Source organism: Agromyces ramosus (assembly GCF_004216665.1).
Lineage (GTDB): Bacteria > Actinomycetota > Actinomycetes > Actinomycetales > Microbacteriaceae > Agromyces > Agromyces ramosus.
In genome coordinates, this window is the sequence record NZ_SGWY01000001.1 from 356904 (window position 1) to 378551 (window position 21648).

At 68.7% G+C, this 21648-nt stretch carries 14 protein-coding genes; 6 read left to right on the forward strand and 8 right to left on the reverse strand.

Features of this window, described 5'->3' with window-relative positions; all coding sequences use genetic code 11:
- Nucleotides 1-117: 117 nt before the first annotated feature.
- The 3 genes from EV187_RS01640 to EV187_RS01650 are packed head-to-tail and all read right to left on the reverse strand — an operon-like array spanning nucleotide 118 to nucleotide 3596.
- Nucleotides 118-1104, reverse strand: coding sequence for a glycosyltransferase family 2 protein (locus EV187_RS01640; RefSeq protein ID WP_242609378.1), 987 nt, complete (start codon nucleotides 1102-1104; stop codon nucleotides 118-120).
- Between the two features lie 2 nt (nucleotides 1105-1106).
- Complete coding sequence (locus EV187_RS01645) at nucleotides 1107-2276, reverse strand: glycosyltransferase family 2 protein (protein WP_130351297.1); 1170 nt, start codon at nucleotides 2274-2276, stop codon at nucleotides 1107-1109.
- A 30-nt stretch (nucleotides 2277-2306) separates the two neighbouring features.
- The gene (locus EV187_RS01650; RefSeq protein ID WP_130351298.1) at nucleotides 2307-3596 is read right to left on the reverse strand and encodes a lipopolysaccharide biosynthesis protein; all 1290 of its coding nucleotides are present in this window, start codon (nucleotides 3594-3596) and stop codon (nucleotides 2307-2309) included.
- Between the two features lie 48 nt (nucleotides 3597-3644).
- On the opposite strand from EV187_RS01650, the gene EV187_RS01655 reads away from it, so the two are divergent.
- Nucleotides 3645-4535 carry a glycosyltransferase family 2 protein gene (locus EV187_RS01655; RefSeq protein ID WP_130351299.1) on the forward strand — a complete coding sequence of 297 codons (891 nt, stop codon included), beginning with the start codon at nucleotides 3645-3647 and terminating at the stop codon, nucleotides 4533-4535.
- Between the two features lie 22 nt (nucleotides 4536-4557).
- On the opposite strand, the gene EV187_RS01660 is transcribed toward EV187_RS01655, so the two are convergent.
- Nucleotides 4558-6579: a DUF7657 domain-containing protein gene (locus tag EV187_RS01660; protein WP_130351300.1), complete on the reverse strand. Its 2022-nt coding sequence runs from the start codon at nucleotides 6577-6579 to the stop codon at nucleotides 4558-4560.
- A 94-nt stretch (nucleotides 6580-6673) separates the two neighbouring features.
- Nucleotides 6674-9157: a glycosyltransferase gene (locus EV187_RS01665; RefSeq protein ID WP_130351301.1), complete on the reverse strand. Its 2484-nt coding sequence runs from the start codon at nucleotides 9155-9157 to the stop codon at nucleotides 6674-6676.
- A gap of 176 nt (nucleotides 9158-9333) precedes the next feature.
- Here EV187_RS01665 and EV187_RS01670 point away from each other — a divergent pair, with 176 nt between their 5' ends.
- The 3 genes from EV187_RS01670 to EV187_RS01680 are packed head-to-tail and all read left to right on the forward strand — an operon-like array spanning nucleotide 9334 to nucleotide 12343.
- Nucleotides 9334-10539, forward strand: a complete 1206-nt coding sequence (locus EV187_RS01670; RefSeq protein WP_242609379.1) for a nucleotide sugar dehydrogenase — start codon at nucleotides 9334-9336, stop codon at nucleotides 10537-10539.
- A complete protein-coding gene (locus EV187_RS01675) occupies nucleotides 10536-11321 on the forward strand; it encodes a glycosyltransferase family 2 protein (RefSeq protein ID WP_130351303.1) in 786 nt (261 codons plus the stop codon). Before EV187_RS01670 ends, EV187_RS01675 begins: the two co-directional genes overlap by 4 nt.
- Nucleotides 11318-12343: an NAD-dependent epimerase/dehydratase family protein gene (locus EV187_RS01680; RefSeq protein ID WP_130351304.1), complete on the forward strand. Its 1026-nt coding sequence runs from the start codon at nucleotides 11318-11320 to the stop codon at nucleotides 12341-12343. The genes EV187_RS01675 and EV187_RS01680 overlap by 4 nt, the downstream gene beginning before the upstream one ends.
- A gap of 100 nt (nucleotides 12344-12443) precedes the next feature.
- On the opposite strand, the gene EV187_RS01685 is transcribed toward EV187_RS01680, so the two are convergent.
- Both EV187_RS01685 and EV187_RS01690 read right to left on the reverse strand, forming a co-directional pair.
- Nucleotides 12444-13985, reverse strand: a complete 1542-nt coding sequence (locus EV187_RS01685) for a hypothetical protein (RefSeq protein WP_130351305.1) — start codon at nucleotides 13983-13985, stop codon at nucleotides 12444-12446.
- Nucleotides 13986-14119: 134 nt separating this feature from the next.
- Nucleotides 14120-16453 carry a hypothetical protein gene (locus EV187_RS01690; RefSeq protein WP_165391068.1) on the reverse strand — a complete coding sequence of 778 codons (2334 nt, stop codon included), beginning with the start codon at nucleotides 16451-16453 and terminating at the stop codon, nucleotides 14120-14122.
- Nucleotides 16454-16735: 282 nt separating this feature from the next.
- Here EV187_RS01690 and EV187_RS01695 point away from each other — a divergent pair, with 282 nt between their 5' ends.
- Both EV187_RS01695 and EV187_RS01700 read left to right on the forward strand, forming a co-directional pair.
- Nucleotides 16736-18886: a glycosyltransferase gene (locus EV187_RS01695; RefSeq protein ID WP_130351307.1), complete on the forward strand. Its 2151-nt coding sequence runs from the start codon at nucleotides 16736-16738 to the stop codon at nucleotides 18884-18886.
- A gap of 78 nt (nucleotides 18887-18964) precedes the next feature.
- Nucleotides 18965-19762, forward strand: coding sequence for an acyltransferase (locus EV187_RS01700; protein WP_130351308.1), 798 nt, complete (start codon nucleotides 18965-18967; stop codon nucleotides 19760-19762).
- Nucleotides 19763-19769: 7 nt separating this feature from the next.
- Here EV187_RS01700 and EV187_RS01705 read toward each other — a convergent pair whose 3' ends face one another.
- Nucleotides 19770-21557 (reverse strand): hypothetical protein, encoded by a 1788-nt coding sequence (locus EV187_RS01705; RefSeq protein ID WP_130351309.1) that lies wholly within the window; start codon nucleotides 21555-21557, stop codon nucleotides 19770-19772.
- Nucleotides 21558-21648: the final 91 nt, after the last annotated feature.

The window sequence follows — 21648 nt, forward strand, 5'->3', positions numbered from 1 at the left end:
GCGGGCCACCTCATCGTACTGAATGGGGTGCGGTGAGTCTGAGGGTCTCCTCGCCTCGCTGCCCTGCCGCGCGGATCCGTGGAGCGTCTGCTCCTCCCGGAGCGGCTGCGCCGGGTCCTAGACCGGCTGCACGAGGTCGCGGAGGACGTCCTGCGCGCCGCGCCCGAATCGGTCGTAGGCGCCGGAACGCCACTCACGCAGGACGGGTGCGATGCGGCGCGCGCGTGCGGCGGGAATGGCTCCGCGCATCACCTCGTGGGCGAGCTTTCCACGCACCGCGGCCTCCGTGTGCGACGGCTCGTCCGCGATCGCGGGCAGGCGGTCGGCGAGCTCGATTGCACGGCGGAGCAGCTTCGCATTGCGATCCGTGCGGGGCTCGCGAAGGCGCGCCAGCCTCCCCCCGGCACCGAGTCGCTCGACGCCGATCTGGTTCGCGCCGTGCTGCCGGTAGTCGATCACCGGCTCGGGGATGACGGCGATCCCGCCACCGACGGCGGCCACGACCGCGAGCCATTCGTCGTGCACCCACGACGCGGGGAACGGCGCCGCGCGGTCCACCAGGGAGCGCGTCACCATCGTCGTGGCACCCGTGACCAGGTTGCGCTTGAGCAGCTCGTCGAGGGCGGCATCCGACTCGAGCCTGTCGCGCACCGCGGCGTCCACGCCCAGCGTCGCGAACAGCGAGGCGTGGAGGTCGGCGCCCTCGGCATCGACCAGGCGCGCGTCGCCCGCCACGAGCTCGACGGCGGGGCGGCGCTCGAGCGCGGCGAGGGCCCGCGAGATGCGATCGGGGTGCCAGACGTCGTCCTGGTCGGCCAGGGCGATGACGTCGCCGGATGCCGCGAGCAGCGCCTGCGCGAAGTTGCCGGTGACACCGAGCGGCGCGGGGTTGCGGAGCACGACGAGCGCAGGGGCAGCGGCGCCCGAGGCGCGGCGATCGTCGAGCAGCCCGATCGCCAGTTCCACGGTGCCGTCCGAGGAGGCGTCGTCGGACAGGATGATCTCGTCGACGGGACGCGACTGGTCGAGGATGCTCTCGAGCTGCGCTCCGAGGAAGCGCGCGCCGTTGCGCGTTGCCAGCGCGACCGAGACCGTCGTGGCCACGATCAGCGTCGTCGCACCGGCACCGAGAGGATGCCCAGGAACATCCCCGCCATGATCGTCTGCACACCCAGGATCATGAGCAGCGCCGCGGGGATCGCGAGGCGCACCGTGTCGACCACGTCCTGGCCCCCGAAGCCGACCGCCGCCCACGCGGCGAACTGGAGCACGCCGATGACGAACCCGGCGATGAAGAGGGCGGTGCCGACGAGCGCGCCGGACTCCAGTGTCGCGCGTTCCGCGAATCGCTCGAACGCGGCGCTGCGTGGGATGAAGAACCCCTCATGTCGGGCGTAGAGCTTGGCCAGGAGCGCGAACAGCACGGCCTGGTAGCCGACGATCGTGAGGGCCAAGAGGTACACCTGCGTCGAGACGTTGAACCCGACCGAGCCCACCTCGACCGGACCGAACGCGAGCATGACGCTGCCGATGAGCCCGATCAGGAAGGCGACGGCGCCCGGGTACAGGAACAACCACCTCGGGCTGAAGATGAGCAGGAACCGGAGGTGGCGCCATCCGTCTCGCCAGCTGCGGAGGTGCGGCGGACGGGAACGACCGTCCTTCGCGAGGGTCGTGGGTACCTCGCTGATCCTGAGTCCGGCGAGGGTGGACTTCACGACGACCTCGCTCGCGAACTCCATGCCGGTGGTGATGAGGCCGATCGAGAGGATCGACTCGCGCTTGAATCCGCGCAGGCCGCAGTGGAAGTCCCGGATCTGGGAGGGGAAGAACAGGCGACCCACGAACGAGAGCACGGGGTTGCCGAGGTACTTGTGCAGGGGCGGCATCGCCCCGGGCTCGATCCCGCCGCGGAACCGGTTGCCCATCACGAGGTCGTCACCGGCGCGGAGTCGTTCGACGAACGGGTCCAGGTCGGAGAAGTCGTAGCTGTCGTCGGCATCGCCCATGATGACGTATTCGCCGACTGCGGCCTCGATGCCCCCCATCAGCGCACTGCCGTAGCCCTTCTCGGGGACGTCGACGACGCGGGCGCCGAGCTCGCGGGCGATCTCCTGCGATCCGTCGGTGCTGCCGTTGTCGGCGATGACGACTTCGCCGACCACGCCGGATCGTTCGAAGTACCCCTGCGCCTTCCGGATGCAGACGGCGAGCGTCTCGGCTTCGTTCAAGCACGGCATGACGACCGAGAGCTCGATCGTGGAGGTGGTGATCATGGGGTCCTTCGCGGTGGGTGACGAGATATTCTAACGGACCTCGTCGATGCCCCCGTCGCCTGCGATCACACCGCGCTCGGCGCGCTCGGGCGGGCGTGGCGGCAGTCGGAACGACCAGCCGACCGACAGCAGCGCGCTCGCCCCGGTGCCCACGATCACGCCGAACGCGGCCGCGAACGCTCCGCCCAGCGCTCCCGACGTGGCCGCCATGACGACGACGCCGAGCACGGAGCCGATGCCGGCGGCCACGGTCGCGGACATGGTCCGCCACGAGGTGATGAGGAACGACGAGGCGATCAAGCCGATCGAGAAGAGGAAGACGCCGACCAGGAGCAGGCGGAGCAGTGGGACCGCGTCCTCGTACCCGGGACCGTAGAGCAGGGGGACGAGCCAGGGTGCGACCAGCGCGACCAGGCCGAATGCGACGAGGAGGATGCCGGTCATCGCCGCCATGACGCGGAGGTGATGCCGGCGCGCCTCCGCCCGATCCTCCTCGAGCCAGTGCGCGTACCTGGGGATCAGCACCTGGCTCACCGCCTGCGCGAGCATCGAGGCCGGCGTCGCCAGTGCGATCGCCGCAGCGAACATGCCGGCCTCCTCGGCGCCCGAGTTGGCGAACGCGAAGACCATCGAGAACTGGATGAGTCCGTTGCTCGCGATCAGGCCGACGGAGTTCCATGCGATGAGGTGCCAGACATCGGCGGACGCCGAGGCGGTGTCCGGCGACCGATCGCGGCCCGCGCGACGCATCGCGGGCACCGCCGCGAGGGCGAAGATCGCGTACCCGACCGTCAGCGGCCACAGCAGGAGCACGGTCTGGCCCGAGGCGATGACGAGGGCGAGCAGGGCGAGGCTGATGAACGCGGTGATCGCGTCCCAGGTCGCGGCCGCCCCGACCTGGCCGAGCCCCATTCGCACGCCTCGCGTGAGGATGTACGCCGACCAGGCGAGCGTGAGCGCGATCATCCCCGCCGTCTCGACCGGATCGGCGCCGATGAACACGACGGCGATGACCGCGCCCACGACGACGATCGCGACGGACGCCAACGCGGTCGATCCCCAGAGCAGCCGGAGCACGTACTGGGGCGACCGGCCGTTCCGGAGCGCGCGGGCCAGGAACGTCCCGGCCGCGTTGCCCGCGGCGGTCGGCCACAGCAGGGAGAGGATGATCGAGAGGGAGATGAGGGTGTTGACGAGCGCGAGCGGCTCCGCCCCTACGAATCGCGCGATGAGGATCGAATAGCCGAATCGCGCCAGCCCCTGCACGGCCACGCCGACGGTCGACAGCACCCCCTGTCGGATGAGGGAGGATTGAGGCACCCGAGAATGCTAACCCCGTCAACGGGGCAGAGGAGCGCCGAGACCCCCATGCCGTTCGACATCATGATGCCGTTCTACGGTCGCGTCGACCACTTCCGCATCGCGGTGCGGAGCGTACTCGACCAGACCGACGAGGACTGGCGCCTCGTGGTCATCGACGACCACTACCCGGATCCGAGCGCGGGCGAGTGGCTCGTCGGCCTCGGCGACGAGCGGATCGAGTACGTGCGGCACGCCGCGAACGTCGGGATCAACGCGAACTTCCAGGAAGCCGTCGACCGGTCCGTTGCGGACTGGTTCACCATCTTCGGGTGCGACGACGTGCTGCATCCTGGCTACGTCCGGCACATGCGATCGCTCGCCGCCGAGTTCCCCGACGCCGCGATGCTGCACCCGGGGGTGCGGATCATCGACGAGGACGGCGAGGTCGTGCGCACGATGGTCGATTCGGCGAAGGCGTTCTACCGTCCGAGTGCACGGCAACCCATCCGCCTCTCCGGGGAGCAGCTGGCCACCAGCGTGACACGGGGCAACTGGATGAACTTCCCGTCGGTCGCCTGGCACGGCCCTCGCACCCGAGCAACGGGATTCCGCGACGGATACGAGGTGGTCCAGGACCTCGCGCTCGTCCTTGACCTGTGCCAGGCCGGCGGGTCGCTGATCGTCGACGACACCGTCGAGTTCGACTACCGCCGCCACGCCGGCAGCGTCTCGTCGTGGAAGGCCGTCGACGGGAGCCGCTTCGTCGAGGAGCGTGCGTTCTTCGTCCAGCTCGCGCGGCAGTTCGAGGAACGAGGATGGCACCAGGCCGCCAGGGCGGCCCGCTTCCACCTCTCCAGCCGGGTCAACGCGCTGACGCGCATCCCCTCGGCGCTCGCCGCGCGAGACGGCTTGGGAATCCGCACGCTCGCCGGCCACACCTTCGGCAGGAGCCGCTGACCACTCGTCGGAACGGCCCGGCTCAGGAACGCGCCGGGATCACCTCGAGGATGCGCAGCTCACCATCGGCCGCGAGGTCGAACTCGTCGACGGGCACGAGGCAGTCGCTCTCCACGTCGACCGACTCGTCGACGAGGACGAAGTCCACGTGCTCCTGCGCGAACTCCGAGCAGGCGTCGAACGTGGCGACGATCTGGTCGGGCGCCGGATTGGAGATCTGCGGCTCACCGGTTCCGGGGGTCCAACCGACGCCCGCCAGGCGATTCCACTCGAACTCGTACTTGCCGGTGGGATCGACCAGTCCCCACATGGACTCGGACGGAGCGCCCTGGAACCCGTTGAACGCCTCGACGCCCGACTCGAGCAGGAGCGCGGTCGGAAGGCGTCCGCCCATTCCGACCCACGTGGCCCCATCGGCCTGCTCGTCGAGCGCCTGCACGGCGGCGGAGGCATCCGTCTCGCGGAGGTCGAGGACGCCGCGATACAGCGGGTTGACGGTCGCTGAGCTGATGACGCCCACGAGCAGGAAGGCCGCGACGCCGAGCACCGCCCTGGACCGGGCGAGGAGGTAGATCGCGGCGGCCGAGACCAGCGCCAGGAGCCACCAGTACCGCGCCGGGTCGATCGCGCCGGGCGCCGTCACGCGCAGCGCGATCGCGATCGCGCCCTGCGAGGCGAGGAAGGCGAACGCCAGGACACCGGCGAAGACACGTCCGGGGCGGCGATCTCGCGAGAGTTCCCTGATCAGGATCACCGTGATGACGAGCGAGGCGAACCCGAGGCCGATCCGCAGCCGATTCGGCATCGTCCGGTCCAGGAAGAGGAGGTGCGCCACGGCGTCCCAGCCGGGGATGAAGATGAACGCCAGGATGACCACGGTCGACGCCGAAGCGCCGACCAGCATCCACGGGAACGCCATCGTCCGCCGCGACCTGACGAGCAGCCACACCACCACCGGGAGCAGGAAGATCCCGACGAAGAAGAACGTCGACGCCTCGGACGCGTTCGTGCCGAGCCATCCGCCCGACTTCAGCGCGAGGGCGAACGACGAGGACAACGTCGCCGCCACCTCGACCAGGTCCCCGCGGCCCGTCGGGAAGAGCCGTTCGCCCGGGTACGCGGTGCCGAGGAACGCCTCGACGGTCTCGCGCTTCTCGGAGAGCCAGAGGACCGTGACCGCCGAGCCGAGCACCCCTGCGACCAGGACCGGCGAGAGTCGCAGCGCGAGGCGACCGAACCGCGTTCCGCCCCTCGTCGCGTCGACGACGGCGCCGACCGCGGCAAGGGCGCACACCAGCACGATCGGGACGATGAACGGTACGTAGATCCCCATCGCCATCACGACCGTGAGGTAGGCGAGGATGCCCGCCCAGACGATCGGGACGACCTTGGTCGCCGAGCGGAGGCACCAGACCAGGGTGGTCAGCAGCACGAAGCCCCAGACGACGGGCCACAGTGTCGTCTGGAGGAACCACCACTGGAAGAACGGACTCAGGAAGAACCCGAGGGAGATCGCCGCGGCGAGGAGTGGTCGCCGCGGCAGGATCGTGACCGCGAAGCAGTAGGCCGCCGCGACGAGCGCGAGTCCCGGCAACCACCACTTCAACGCGATCGCGTGGTCGACATCCCACACCAGGAAGCCGAGGAGGTGCGGGCGGAACGCCACGGACCAGTCCGCCCGAGGGAGGTCCTGCGGGATCGTGGCGTCCATGCCCCCGGGGAACGTCTCGTTCTCGACGGGCAGTCCCTGCTCGGCCTGCGCGATCGCCCAGACCGTCTGGACGTTCCACTCGTCGGTTCGGATGAGTTGCGGCGCGCCGGCGATGAGGTCGGGGTCGCGTCCCTCGTGCAACTCCGGATAGAACGCCCCCGACGAGGAGCCGTTCACCGAGAGGCCGACGAGGATCGCCCCGACGACGGCGAGCAGGAGCGGGAGCGCGACGAGGACGCGGATGGCGGGCAGCCCGTCGGGCCGCGGCTCCACCCAGCGATCGAACCGTGCGCGCCAGGCGGCCAGCCGGCCGGGGCTCGCAGTCTCGCTCACCGCGGGGATCCGTCCGTCGACACCGTATGGCAGATGGCGGGCAGGGGCAGCGAGCGCGAAATCACCTACGTAACCTACCCGAACTCCGCCGTGGCTAGCGGCGCTTCAGGCGGAGGCGGCTCTGGACCTTCGAGGCCAGCACGCGCGGGCCCCCGGTGCGAAGGTAGTGCACCGCGAGATCCACGTCGTGCAGGATTCCGTGACGCTTGCGGGGCGGCGTCTTCCGCGTCCGGACGGGGCCGCCGGTCGCGCCATCCGACCCCGCCAGGTCCCGTGCGCGCCGGGGCGACGCTGCGAAGTCGACGAGCGGCTCGAGCACCACCTCCCATGCGTAGTCCTCCCGCACCCGCCGGATGTTCTGCTTCGCCTCCGCCCGGAACTCCTCGTCGAACATCACGGTCTCGAGTGCCGCGGTCAGCGCCTCGACATCGTTGGGCGGAACGACGATCCCGAGGCCCTCCGCCTCGACGAGATCGGCGAAGTGGTCGCCCGCCGTCACCACCATCGGTAGTTCAGCCCAGAGGTAGTCGAGGATGCGGGTCCGGAAGGAGAAGGTCGTCTCGACATGTGCGAAGTGCGTGCTCACGCCGGCATCGGCCTCGGCGAGGTAGTTGTGGCGCTCGCGATAGTCCACCCACGAGGCGTTGAAGTACACGGCACGGTCGAGCACGCCCAGCTCGCTCGCGAGGGCACGCGACTCCGCCACGATGGCCATCTCGGGAACGCCCGGGTGCGGATGCTTCGTGCCCTGGAAGAACAGCCGCACGGTCGGCCGTCGCGACGACAGCTTGGCGACGGCGCGGATCAGCGACTTCGGATCGAACCAGTTGTAGAGGCCCCCACTCCAGAGCAGGACCCGGTCGTCTGCGCCGATTCCCGGCACGACGCCCTTGAGCACCTGCCGATCGTGCGCGGGGAACGCGGAGCCGAGCCCGAACGGGACGACGGCGATGAGACGCTCGAGGTCGGGGTCGGTCTCGTAGTTCGTCGGGTTGATCCGGCCCAGCGCCGCGAGCTGGCCGAGGTAGAAGTGACGCTGCCGCTCCGAGGCGCACAGGAAGAAGTCCCCCCGGAGGAGCTGCTCGTTCAGCACCTCGGTCGCGTCGAGCACCTGCCGGTCCCACTGGGCCCGAGGCAGGTCGCGCCCCTGCTCGAGGTGCTCGAGATGCATCGGGTCGTAGATGTCGCACACGATGATCTTGTTGCTCTTGCGGATCGAGTTGAACAGCGCCATCGCCAGGCCCTGGAAGACGATGATGTCCGTCTCGCGCTCCAGCGCACCCATCGACCGGTCGTCGCCCGGTGCCACGTGCACGACGCGGAACGGGGCGTCGACGGCGTCGACCTTCGCAAGCGAGACCAGGGTGACCGAATGCGTCGTCGCGAGCGCCGCCGCCATGTGCCAGGCGCGGATCGCCGGCCCGGCCATCTTCGGTCCGATCGGATCCCCTGTGATGATCAGCACCCGCGACGGCGTGGGCTCGGAGTAGACGTCGAATGCCTCGGCGATGTTCACGTACCCCTCGAGGTAGGCCCCGCCCTGGTACGAGGGTGCATCGGTGACGCCGAACAACGGCCAGATCCGCGCGTCGGACACCGCTCGCTTCGACTGCACCTCGTGACGTGCCTTCTCGAGCTCGGGGAGCTCCTCGACGAACTGGTCGATGCCGAAGATGCCGGCGAGGGCGGACTTCGCCACGGTCATCGACGGTTCGTCACTCGCCCCCCGACGGAGGTCGAACGAACTGGAGTCGAGCTCGCCGCGGGCGACCGAGCGCCTGACCGTCAGCGCGAGCGTCGCCGGAAGGAGCCGGGCGAGCTCCTCGTCTCCGAGGTTCTTGTACATCGTGAAGAGGGCGTTGCGCTCGAGGAGGTAGGTCTCCTTGAACTCCCCGAACGACGACATGGAGGCGTGGTGCTTGTGGTAGGCGAGGGATGCCGGCTCGTAGACGAACCGCCATCCCGCCAGGTTCACGCGCCAGCCGAAGTCGACGTCCTCGAAGAACATGAAGAACCGCTCGTCGAATCCTCCGAGCGCCTCGTAGACGGACCGCCGCACGAACATCGCGGATCCGGTGCCGAACAGCACGTCGGACGGCTCTTCCGCTGACTTGGGAACGGGCTGCGCGGTGAGCGGCTTGTAGCCCATGCCGAACCAGGTCAGGGCAGCGCCGATGAAGTCGACGTGCTTCCCCTCCCAGTCGAGGACCCGGCTCGCGACCGCTCCGACGTCGGGGCTGCGCTGGAACCGCTCGACGGCGGCGGCCACCCACGCGCGGTCAGGGCGCGCGTCATTGTTGAGGAACGCCAGGTACTCGCCGTGCGACGAGCGGACACCGAGATTGCACCCTCCTGCGAACCCGAGGTTCTCGTCGGACTCGACCACGGTCACGTGGGGCGCTGCGGCTCGAATGCGCTGCGCGCTGTCGTCGCCGGATGCGTTCTCGACGACGACGATCTCGAGTCGGTCGCGTGGCCAGTCGAGTTCACCGAGGAAGCCGATGGCTGCGATCGTGTCATCCGCACCGCGGAAGTTGACGAGGACGACGGAGACGAGCCCCGGGGTCGGCTTGGCCATTCGTGCCTTTCGTGAGGAGCGCTTGCGTTCGGGAGTCTACCCAATCCCACTCGGCGCCCGTCCTGCGGCCGGTGGGCGGACGCCTCGAAACGGACCATGACGCTTTCTCGAACTAGGATGATCGCGACTCTTGCATGCCAGCACGGCTCGATCGTGCTTCTCCGAGTGAGGACTCCGTGAACTCAGCTTTCTCCAACGATGTCGTCGTCATCGGCGGCGGCGGCCATGTCGGCCTCCCGCTCGCGATCGCCCTGGCCGACCGCGGATCCAAGGTCGTGGTCTACGACATCAGCGCGAGCGCGGTGGACATCATCAACTCGGGCAGGATGCCGTTCTCCGAGCCGGGCGCCGAGCCCGTCCTGCGACGCGCCCTCGACGCGGGCATGCTGACCGCATCCACGGACCCGTCGGTGGTCGCGACCGCGGCCAACGTGATCGTGGTGATCGGCACCCCGGTCGACGAGCACCTCAACCCCGATCCGACGGCCATCCCCGAGGCGCTCGCATCGTGCAGCCGGTACTTCCGCGACGGGCAGCTCCTCATCCTCAGGAGCACCGTCTACCCCGGCGTCACCGCACTCGTCGAGAAGATGGTGGCCGACCTCGGAGTGCAGGCCGATGTCGCGTTCTGCCCCGAGCGCATCGCCGAGCACAAGGCGATGGAGGAGCTCTACACCCTGCCGCAGATCGTGTCCTCGCGCTCGGAGGACGGTCGCCGACGCGCCGCGGCCCTCTTCGGGACCCTCACCGACGAGATCGTCCACCTCGAGCCCGAGGAGGCGGAGCTCGCGAAGCTCTTCACCAACACCTGGCGCTACATCAAGTTCGCCGCCGCGAACCAGTTCTACATGATGGCGAACGATCGCGGACTCGACTTCGAGAAGATCCGGAAGGGTCTCACCCACAACTACCCCCGCGCGAAGGATCTGCCCGGACCCGGCTTCGCGGCGGGGCCCTGCCTGTTCAAGGACACCATGCAGCTCGCGGCCTTCAGCGACAACACGTTCAACCTCGGCCACTCGGCGATGCTGGTCAACGAGGGCCTGCCGCTCTACCTCGTCAGCCGGCTGGAGAAGTCCTACGACCTGGCGGACATGACGGTGGGCATCCTGGGCATGTCGTTCAAGGCGGGCTCCGACGACATCCGCTCGAGCCTCTCCTACAAGCTGCGGCGCGTCCTCAAGTTCAAGGCGAAGGCGGTGATCGGCACGGACCCGCACGTCAGCGAGGAGATCGACGACACGCTCCTGCCGCTGGACGCCGTCCTGCAGAAGGCGGACCTCCTCATCATCGCGACTCCGCACGAGGAGTATCGGAACCTCGAGACGTCGCTTCCCGTTGCCGACGTGTGGAACCTGCTCGGCGACGGAGTACGGGTGTGACGCCTCGCGCCACGGTCGTCATCCCGGCGTACAACGAGGGCGACGCCATCCTGCCGGGTCTCGATCGGATCATCGAGGCCGTCAAGCTCGACGCCGAGATCCTGGTGGTGGTCGATTCACCCGACGACACGACCGTTCCGACCGTCGAGCAGTACGCAGCGTCGCATCCGTCCGTTCGGATCGTGATCAACACGTACGGGCGCGGGCCCGCACAGGCCATCCGGTTCGGGATCGACGCCGCGGCCGCGCGGACCGTCGTCGTCACGATGGCCGACGGGTGCGACGACCCCAGGCAGATCGACGACCTGGTCCGTCTCGTCGAACGCGGCGTCGTGGTCGCAGCGGCATCGCGGTACATGCCCGGCGGCCAGCAGGTCGGCGGTCCGCGGTTCAAGCGCTTCCTGTCGCACACCGCGGGATTCAGCCTCAACCTGCTGACCAGCGCGGGGACGCGCGACGCGACGAACTCGTTCAAGGCCTACGATGCCGCATTCGTCAAGGAGGTCGGCATCGACAGCCGCGACGGATTCGAGATCGGCCTGGAGCTCACGGCGAAGGCACGACGGCTGCGGCGTCCCGTTGCCGAGATCCCCACGATCTGGCTCGATCGGCAGTTCGGCCAATCCAACTTCAAGATGTCCAAGTGGATCCCGAAATACCTTCGGTGGTACCGCTTCGCCTTCGGCCCTCCGCTGAGTGCCGAACAACTTCGGTCCAAGGTGGGCGGTTCGCCCGCCATCGGTACCGATTCCAACGAGAAAGCAGAGAAACGAACGCCATGAAGAAAGTCGTCGTCACCGGATCCGCCGGATTCATCGGCGGATACATCGTCGAGGAACTCCTGAACCAGGGGTACGAGGTCGTCGGAGTGGACAACTACTCCAAGTACGGGCCGATCAAGAAGTCCTACGACGACAACCCCAACTACCGCCTCGTCGTCGGCGACGTCCAGGACGTCGAGCTCATGACCGAGCTGCTGTCGGACGCCGATCACTTCATCGCCGGCGCCGCGCTGATCGGCGGGATCTCCTACTTCCACACCTACGCCTACGACCTGATCGCGCAGAACGAGCGCATCATCGCGTCGAGCGTGGATGCCGCGATCGCCGCGCACAAGCAGGGCCGCCTCGAGAAGGTCACGTACATGTCCTCGTCGATGGTCTTCGAGTCGACGGACCGCTGGCCCAGCAAGGAGGGCGACGAGCGCCTCGTTCCGCCGCCGCTGTCGTCGTACGGATTCCAGAAGCTGGCGGTGGAGTACTTCGCCCGGGCCGCGTGGGACCAGTACAAGCTTCCGTACACGATCCTGCGCCCGTTCAACTGCGTCGGGATCGGCGAATCGCGCGCTCTGGGCGATGTCGAGATCGACTCGGGCAACGTGAAGCTCGCCATGAGCCACGTCGTTCCCGATCTCGTGCAGAAGGTGCTGAAGGGCCAGGACCCGCTCCACATCCTCGGCGAGGGCGACCAGGTGCGCCACTACACCTACGGTGGCGACCTCGCGCGCGGGATCGTCCTCAGCCTCGACCACCCCGCCGCGCGCAATGAGGACTTCAACGTCTCGACGGCAGAGGGTCACACGGTCAAGGAGCTCGCAGAGGTGATCTGGCGCAAGATCAAGGGACCCGACGTCCCGCTCCGCCTGACCAGCGATCCCGGCTTCGAGCACGACGTGCAGAAGCGCGTCCCCGACGTGACCAAGGCGAAGGAGGTTCTCGGCTTCGAGGCGACGACCAAGCTCGAGGACATGCTCGACGAGGTCATCCCGTGGATCGAGAACGCCGTCAAGGACGGCACCATCTGATCAGCCGCGTCGCGGATGCACGCGAACGAGGGAGTCGCCCACCGGCGGCTCCCTCGTTCGTCGTCAGGGTGCAGGCACTCGGGCCCGGATGCTCCGGCGATCACTGCCCGTCGACGGGCAACGCCGCGCACAGTGATCCGTTCGAGGGCACCTCGAGGCGCAGGGATGCCCCCTCGACCCCGCTCAGCTCGCTCCAGCCCTGCGGAAGCTGCACCTGGGCGAACTGGGACTGCGCGTCGCCGTCGACCGCCCGTACTCGCACGGTGGCGTCGACCGACGATTCGACGAGCGGTTCGTCGTCATCGAGTGCGACGAACCCCTCGTCGTCGACCGGTGCGCACTCGTATCCCTCAGGCGCGCTGACCGGCTCGGCGCGGAGGAACAGGTTGAGACGCACGTCGAGCTCATCGGAGTCGGAGTACTCGACCGGGGTGTACTGTCCACGCGCGACGAACTCCCGGATGTCCGCCATCGTGAGCGGCGGCGCGACGATCGGTGACGGCCGCCTGCCGGCCAGCTCATCCGAACCGTCGTCGAGGTCGATCGCCGCCGAGATCGCGCGATTCACCGACTGCTCCAGCGTGGCCTGTCCCGTGGCCTGCTGCAGGAGGCCGCCCACGTTGAACGCGAGGGTCATGGCGAGCACCACCGAGACGGCGGTGAGACCCACCCTCCCCCTCCCGGCGAGCACGCTGAGGCAACGTCCGGCGGCCGGGACCAGCAGGGCGACGTAGACGTAGACGTACCGCCCGGCCGACGCGCTCTCCACCCCCAACTGCACGCGAGTGAATGCCGTCAGCAGGCTGAATGCGAGTGCGGCCAGCACGAGTGCGTGCACGGCAGAGATGCGCCCGGCGCCGCCCTTCCGAACGTCGAGGACGAGCCAGACGGCGAAGAGCAGCACCAGGGCGGGGGCGAGCTGGTCGAACGGAATCGTCTTCGCGAGGCTGTCCACGAATCCGTGGGAGATGTACTCGGGCATGCGGACGAGCACGTCGTACGCGCTGGAGGCACGCATTCCGTCCGTCCCCTGGCTCCCTCGGTTGAACGCCAGGTACCAGACGCCGTACACCGCACCGAAGACTCCCCCGATGAGCACGGCGACCCGCCATCCATGCCGGACCAGGAGGAACACCAGGAGGGCCCCGGTGATGGGAATGGCCGTGCCCGCGAAGCCGACCCCGACGAGGAGCAGTGCGGTGATGATGAGGATGTCGCGTCGTCGCAGCTCGGGTCGCATGGCGATGAGCAGGGCGGCGGCACCCGTCACGAGCGGCGTGATGAAGCCGACCTGGAACGCCCAGAGCGTGTTCTCAGCGCCCGGCGCGAGCACCGCGAAGATCGTCGAGACCAGCAGTGCGACGAGCGGGTGGCTTCCGGTTCGGAGCATGACCCGCCACAGCAGGTGCGCCAGGAGCAGATGGACCGCGATGGTGAACCCGAGGTACGGCCAGTACTCCTCGAGGCCGACGACGCCCTTCGTCAGCGTGGTGAGCAGCTGGGGGAAGAAGCTGAGGTGGCCGTTGTGCGGACCGAGCAGGTTCCATTCGGCCCGGCTCGCGAGGAAGTCCCACTCGTCGTAGAAGAACCACTGGCCGCGCGCCGCCAGGACCAGGAGCACCAACGCGATCCCGAGGCTCACCAGGTGTGCGATCGTCCACCGGCGGGAGGTTCTCGACCAGAGTGCGAGGGGTTCCTCGGGCGGCGGTACGGGCATCTTGATCCTCTCCTGGGCAACGACGCACCCTAGGCTAGTTCACTCCGCGAGCGCTCACCTCACTGGCGCGACACCACGGTGCATCCGATCACGGGATTGATGCCCGATGGGGTATTGATCGCGAACACGCAGATCTCGTGCGTGCCGGGCGGCGCCTGCACGGTCGCTCCGAACGCGTGCGCATCGCCGAATCCCGGGTAGCGGACGCCGAGGTCGCCGCGAGGCTGATTCGCGGGGAAGATCCCGGCGATGCGCCCGTCGACGTAGACGTGGACGTCGATCGGAGCCGCCACGTCAGGGTCCACGGCGTGCCCCCAGACGCCGAACCCGTCGGCCACGGGCTGGATGTTCTCGACCTGGCCCACGGGGTCGCCGCTCACCGTCGTCGTGAAGCAGCCGAGCGAGGCGTTCTCACCCCACCCGGTGTCGATCGCATAGACGCAGACCTCGTGACGCCCGGGCGTCGCGGGGAAGGTGGCGCCGAATCCGTGCCCATCCCCGTATTCGGCGGGAATCTCCGGGACGTCGGGGCGCGCCGTCGACGCACCGGCCCCTGCCGCGAACCGTCCGTCGACGTAGATGTGCACCGGGATGCTGTCGGCGGTGTCGCGGTCGTAGGCCCACCCCCACACACCGATCGATCCGAAGCCCGGTTGACCGTTCTCGATGCGGCCGACCGGCGACCCGCCGACTTCGACGGTCGGGCAGCCGATCGATGGATTCGCATCTCCCGCCATCGTGTTGAGTGCGTAGAGGCAGACCGTGTGCGGTCCGTTCGCGGCCGGGATGGTCACGTCGTACCCGTGACGATCTCCGAAGCCCTGGTAGATCCCGAGGTCGTTCCGGGGCCGATCCGCGAGCACGCCCGCGGCGAATCGGCCATCGGTGTAGACGTGGAGCCAGATCGGATCGCGCGTGTCCGGGTCGAGGGCCCAGCCCCGCAACGTGATGCTGCCCAGGCCCGTGGTCGCCTGCTCCTGCGCTCCGATCGGATTCCCGCCCGACTGCACCGTGGCGCAGCCGAGCTCCGTGTTCACCGAGCCCGTGGCGATGTTGAGTCCGTACACGCACAGGCGATGAGCCCCCGCGGATGCCGGCACGAAGAACCCGTACCCGTGGCGCTCGCCGTAGCCCGGGAACCGGCCGGGGATGTCGGGACGGATCGCATCGGCCAGGTACCCGCCGGCGAAGCGGCCGTCGAGGTAGGCGTGGACCCAGATCGGGTCCGACGAGTCCGGATCGAGGGCGAATCCCCACACGCCGAGGCCGCCCGGCTGGGCCTGGACGTTCTCGATGGCACCGACCGGATCCCCGCCGCCGCCGAAGACGTCGGCGCACGTCATCAGGCGGTTCTCCCCCGCGCCGACATTCAAGGCGAAGACGCACACGCTGTGGCGCCCTCCGCCGGTCGGGACCTTGATGGCGAAGCCGTGGTTCGCGCCGAGCCCGAAGCGCTGCCCGATGTCCGGGCGTGAGACGTCGGCGAGTGCGCCGGTCGAGAACACGCCGTCGACGTAGACGTGGATGGTCAGCGGTTCGGCCGTCTCCGTGTCGACCGCCCAGCCCCAGACGCCGACCCCTCCCGGTATCGGCTGCATGTTCTCGACCGCCCCGATGGGCGAGGCATCCGTCGGGGAGCCGAACCAGTCGTAGTAGATCCGCCAGAAGTTGCGATTGCCGTAGGCGGAGCATCCGTCGCCCGTGCCGTAGAGGTTCGCCAGCGCGGCGGCGTTCGGCTGGTACGGCGTGTAGTTGTAGAGGTTCGCCGTCGCCTGGTTGCGGATGTTCACGTTCGTCCCGCCGCACGCGGCGTTCGGGTGGTACCGGACGAAGACCGTGCCGACTCGATGGTTGTAGGACGTCGGGTACTTCCCGTACTGGCGGAACTGCCACGCGGCGTTGTACACCTGATTGAAGAAGCCGAAGTACTCCGCGTTGCAGTCGGCCGTATCCGGGCAGGCGTAGCCCATCGCCCGGGAGTACCCGTAGGAGCTCGGATTCGTGAGGAGGGCCTGCTCCTTCTGCAGCATCACCAGCAGGACCTTCGGGCTGATGCCGCACGCCGTGGCGACCTTCGTGATGATCCTCGCCGCGCTCTCATCGGAGCCGCCCTGGTACGCATCGCACTGGGCGTCCCCGGCGTCCGCGATGCTGTACGTCGTCTGCCGATAGTCGGCGAGGCACGGAAGTCCGTCGCGCGGCGTGCACGAGATGCCGCCGAGGAAGCGCTGCACGTCCGCCTCCCCCATCGCACGCGAGTCGAAGAACTGCGCGTCCGAGATGATGTTGCCGGGGTCGAAGGCGCCCACCGGCGCCGCCGCCGCCGGAGTCGGCTGGGCCTGACCCGCGCCGACTCCCGTCGCCACGAGGACGAGCGCCAGAACCGCGGTCACCACTCGACGTCGTCGCATCCGGCATCTCCCGAGCACCGTGTCGTCATCGACGAACGGGTGTCACGCGATGCGGCGCCTCCCCGCAATATAATCGAACGGCATGCTTCGTCCGTCACCTCGTGGTGACGTGTCGGAAATGCGGTCGAGGGGCCGCAGCGTCACGCTGGACCGCCATTGCGACGTTCGTGTCGTGGAGAGCCGACGACAAGGCCTGGCCGCGTCGCCGACGGATCGCCACGATCGGTACGACGAGCATGAGACGCAGAGTGAGAATGGTGACAGATGAGCAGCGCGTACCCTACGACCGTCGTCGTTCCCCTCTACGGTGACCTCCCCTCGGCCGAGCGCTGCATCCTGAGCGTGCTCGAGACGGTCGACCTCTCGGTGCATGCCCTCCTCGTGGTCAACGACGTCGGACCCGACGCCGACGTCATGGAGCAGCGGGTCCTCGAGCTCCTCGAGGGGACCCGGAATACGCGTTACGTCCGCAACGCGGAGAACCTGGGGTTCGTCGGAACGTGCAACAGGGCCGTGGGCGAGCTCGACACCAGCGAGAACGACATCCTCCTCCTGAACAGCGATGCCCTCCTGACCGACGGTGCGCTCGACGAGCTCTCCGAGGTGCTCCACCTCGCGGAGAAGCACGGAGTGGTCACGGCCCGCAGCAACCAGGCCACGATCGCGACGATCCCGTTCCGCACGCGATCCGGCGTCGAAGCGAGCCCCGAGCGATCGGCGAGCGTGTTCGAGGCGATGCGGGATGAGCTGCCCCGGTATTCGATCGCTCCGGTGGCCCATGGCTTCTGCTTCCTCGTCCGTCGCGAGCTGATCAGCAATCACGGCCTGTTCGACACCGAATTCGCCCCGGGTTACGGGGAGGAGAACGACTTCTGCCTGCGGGTCAACGGATACGGCTACTCGTCCGTGATCGCGAATCGTGCGTTCGTGGGCCACGAGGGATCGAAGAGCTTCGCGTCCCTCGACCAGCTGCGGATCAAGGCGGAGCACGAGGAGCTCATCGTCGAGCGTTACCCGTTCTACCCGGCGGCCGTCCGGCATTACCTCGAGAACGGCATGGACACGGCCGACTGGTTCGCCGATCTCCTCGTTCCCAGCGACGAGCCGTGGAAGGTCCTGATCGACCTCCATCACATGTCGCTGATCTACGACGGGAGCGTCCGCAACGCGCTCACCTTCCTCAGCTTCTTGCAGGCCGAGGAGGCGGCCGGCCGGACCGGCGGCATCGAGTTCGTCGTGGCCGCCTCGCTCGACGCGATCGAGTTCTTCCAACTCGATCGGTTCGGCTTCAGAGTTGTCCCGAACGGCGAGGTCGACGAGATCTTCGACCTCGGTTTCTCGCTCGCACCCATCACGACCTACGGCCAGATCCTCCGGCTCGATCGACTCTGCCTCCGATGGCTCGCGTCGCACCTGGACATCATCTCGCTGCGTGCCATCGCGCTCCTCGAGGAGGACTTCGGCCGGCGCCAGGTCGTCCTCGACTCGCTGCAGTACGCCGACCGCGTGATCGCGATCAGCCAGTCCACGCTCGACGACACGATCGACTATTTCCCCGCGCTCGCCGACGACCTTCCCTCCCGCACGCAGGTCATCCACCAGGGCGTCGCCGTGCCGCCACCGGGGTCACCCGATGATGCGGTGCTCGCGCACCACACGACGCTCTCGAAACGGCAGGCGGAGACCGTCGACGCAGGCGGGTACGTCCTCGTCGTGGGCAACGGATTCCAGCACAAGCAGCTCGCGGCGACTGCCGCCGCACTCCGCGGCCGCCCGTTCCCCGTGGTCATCTTCGGCAGCCGCGCCGACGACCTCGGCGACAACGTGGTTCCCATCCAGGGCGGGCTGCTGACCGACGCCGATGTCCACGAGCTCTACCGGAATGCGGCGCTCATCGTCTATCCCTCGGCATACGAGGGCTTCGGCCTCCCGGTCGCCGAGACCGCACAGCACGGCAGGAATCTCGTGGTGTTCGACACCGAGGTCTCACGCGAGGTCGTCGGAGCACTCGGGCTGTCGGGTTCGACGAGGTTCTTCCGACGCTTCTCCGAGCTGGCCGAGCTCGTCGACGCGGCGCTGGCCGATCCCCGGGCCGTGCCCGCGCAGGTCCGCACCATCGACGACTACAACCGTGCCATCCTCGACTCGATGCGCGACGTGCTCGAACGACCGGTGTCGATCGACCGGGTGCGGTCCCGACAGCGCTACTTCCGGGCGACACGTGCCTACTCGGAGGTGGCCGTCGAGCGTGAGGCGTCGTCGCGTGCTCGCGCCGATGCGCTCGAGGCTCGCGTGGCGCTCCTGGGATCGCGCCGGTCCATCCGGCTCATGGACGGCATCGCCGTGCGCCTCAGCTTCCTGCGACCCGTCGCGCGGAATGTCCGACGCATCGTGAGCCCGCCGCCGAAGGCCTGACATCGTGCCGATGTCCTACCGGCAGCGCCCGATCCGACGGGTGTGCGCGATCCGACGCCTCGAATCGAGGGAGACGACATGAGACTCTCAGCGCTCGTGCCGACGTCGCTGCGACGCCGCCGCGACCCGGCGTCGCCCGCGAGCGCGCATCCGCAGTGGGTCCGCGGCCAGGGGCTGGACGCCGAGCAGCGCCGACGCCTCGGCGACGCAGGCGTCCCTGAATCGGAACTCGTGCAGCTCCACGTCCGAGAGCTGTCCGGCGCGTTCCCCGACTGGTGGCACGAGCAGGGCAATGCGTTCTTCCTCGAGGACGGCATCGCCACCCCCGACGCCATGATCGAGGGGATGCTCGCCGGCCCGGTGCGCAACGCACTGGTGGTCCTCGCCAGCTCCGTCGAAGCCATGGCCTACTGCCTGCCGAGGGGCGATCGTCCGACGGTGTACATCGGACCGGAATGCTCCCTCCCCCGTGCCGAGCTCCATTGCTCGGATGCCGCGAATGTCGTGCTCGTGCGGAAGGTGACGTCGACGTTCGCCTCGGTCATCGATGCGCGGAACGGCGGCAGCATCGTCGCCGAGTCCGACCAGCTCTGGGCATCCGGCACGATCGTGACCACTGATGACATGCATCGTCTCGAGGATGCTGCGACGGGTCGGCGACTCAACCCCTTCGGTGCGCACATCAGGCTGGGTGAGCACGTCTGGCTCGGCCGGGACGTCATCGTCACCGGCGACGTGGAGATCGGCGCGAACTCGGTGGTCGGTGCACGCAGCCTGGTCCGGGGGAAGTCGTTCCCGCCGAACTCCGCGATCGCCGGGACACCGGCCAAGGTCGTGCGCGAGGGGATCACGTGGCAGCGCGAGGACACGCCCTGACCACCGGCTAGCGAACCGGAAGCGAGCCGATCGTCACCGACGAGACGCAGAGCTCCTCCCCAGGCGGGATCTCGACCATGATCGCCCCGAGGTCCTCGAACTCGTAGCTCGTCACCCACCGAGACGAGCCCGCCACCGGCACGTGCCCCCCGACGCCGGCGGTCATGTCCCGCAGCGAGGCGCTGTCGGCACCCGCGAACAGGTGGGCGCCGCTGTCCTCGAAGGCGCCCTCGACGGTGATGAGCTCGAGGTCGGATTCGATGGGGATCGGCGGCGGCTCGAACCACAGCCGACCGGCACCCCCATCCGCGAGCCAGCATCCCGGCCGCACCTCGCCGAGCCCGTCGGCCCCCGTGAGGTCGGCGGCCCCCACGATCGTCGGCTCGACCAGGGTCACGCTCCCGTCGGAATTCGCGAGTGCCGCACGTTCGTCGGTGACGACCGTGTCGGAACCGACCCGAACGAGCGGCAGCAGCTCGGCGAGCATGTTGTACGGATAGAAGCCGCCCGCGACGACCGACTCGGGAACCGGCACGTTGTAGAACTGCGTTGCGCGCAGCCCGTCGCTCGTCTCCGCGAATCGCTCGAGCCAGGCTCGGGCCGGAGCGCCGATGGTGTTGGCGCTCAGATGGACCATGGACGCCGCCGCCGCGATCGCGACCAGGCAGATCGCAAGCCAACGGAGCACCGGACGTGCGCGGCGCAGGATGGGCGACGCATGCTGCAGCACCACGGCGACGGCGATCACCCCGAAGGGCATCGCCATGAAGTTGTACCGGGGTTCGAGGGCTCCGTCGACTCCGAACTCGAACGCGCGCACGACGGCGGCGGGAAGCACCGTGGCAATCGTCACGATGATGAACACCGCCACGGCGTACAGTGCCCTCATCCGTGCGTCGCCGAACCACGCGAGCGTGATGAGCAGGGCGAGCACCGTGGCCCCGATGATCCACAGGAGCGCCTCCCCGCCGAGTGCCGGGCGCGAGTTCCATCCGATCAACGCCGGCATGGAAGCCTGCACGAGGCTCTTCGCCAGGTACACGAGGATCGTCCCCGGGTCGGCGCGAGTCTGTGCCGGCGCGTCCTCGGTCATCGCGGACTGGATGAGATACCACGCCAAGGACGCGGGCACCGCGATCGTCCAGAGCAGCAGCATCCGGCGCAGCGGTCGCGTGCACTCCGGCAGCAGGGGGACGAGCAACGGACTGGCGAAGAGGATCACCACCGCGCGCTCGTCGAACAGGACCGCCACGACGAATGACGCCACCATGACCGCCGCCGAGGCGATCGCCGTCATCACCGTGCCGGCCCTCGCGAACGCGAGGCAGGCGCACAGCGCGACGAGGGAACACGCCAGCGCCGGGGCGACCTGTGCAGCCCCCGCGTACCACTGGATCGTCCCGCTCACGCACGCGGTGAGTGGGAGCATCACCGCCGCGAATGTCCCCCAGCCGGTCGAGCGAGTGATACGCACCACCGCCCAACGAAGGAGCACCGCGCTGATGCCCACGAACGTCACCAGCACCAGCAGGGCGAGTTCCCAGTGCACGGGTCGAGTCAGCTGGAGTCCCCAGTCGAGGGCCTTGCGCGCCGGAAGCCAGTGCCCGAAGAGTTCTCCGTTCAGCCACGAGAGCGTCAATCCGACCTCATCGGCCCGCGCGAAGTTCAGGAAGTCGTCCGAGAAGAACTGCGACGGACGCGCCACGAGGTACAGGATCGTCGAGCTGAGGAGCAAACCCACCACCGCGACGGTCGCGGGACGACGCTCATTCCAGCTGCGGATGCGCTCGAACACCCTCTCCCCCTCTCCGGCGCACGGGCGTGGAACAGCGCGGCCGGAACGCCGTCGGCCGAGATGTCGCGCGTCGGGCGACGCGTCGCCGTGT

Excerpts from the sequence above, each read along its gene's own strand:
- EV187_RS01645 (WP_130351297.1), bottom strand. The coding sequence starts at position 2,276 with ATGATCACCACCTCCACGATCGAGCTCTCGGTCGTCATGCCGTGCTTG.
- EV187_RS01655 (WP_130351299.1), top strand. The coding sequence starts at position 3,645 with ATGCCGTTCGACATCATGATGCCGTTCTACGGTCGCGTCGACCACTTC.
- EV187_RS01665 (WP_130351301.1), bottom strand. The coding sequence starts at position 9,157 with ATGGCCAAGCCGACCCCGGGGCTCGTCTCCGTCGTCCTCGTCAACTTC.
- EV187_RS01680 (WP_130351304.1), top strand. The coding sequence starts at position 11,318 with ATGAAGAAAGTCGTCGTCACCGGATCCGCCGGATTCATCGGCGGATAC.
- EV187_RS01695 (WP_130351307.1), top strand. The coding sequence starts at position 16,736 with ATGAGCAGCGCGTACCCTACGACCGTCGTCGTTCCCCTCTACGGTGAC.
- EV187_RS01700 (WP_130351308.1), top strand. The coding sequence starts at position 18,965 with ATGAGACTCTCAGCGCTCGTGCCGACGTCGCTGCGACGCCGCCGCGAC.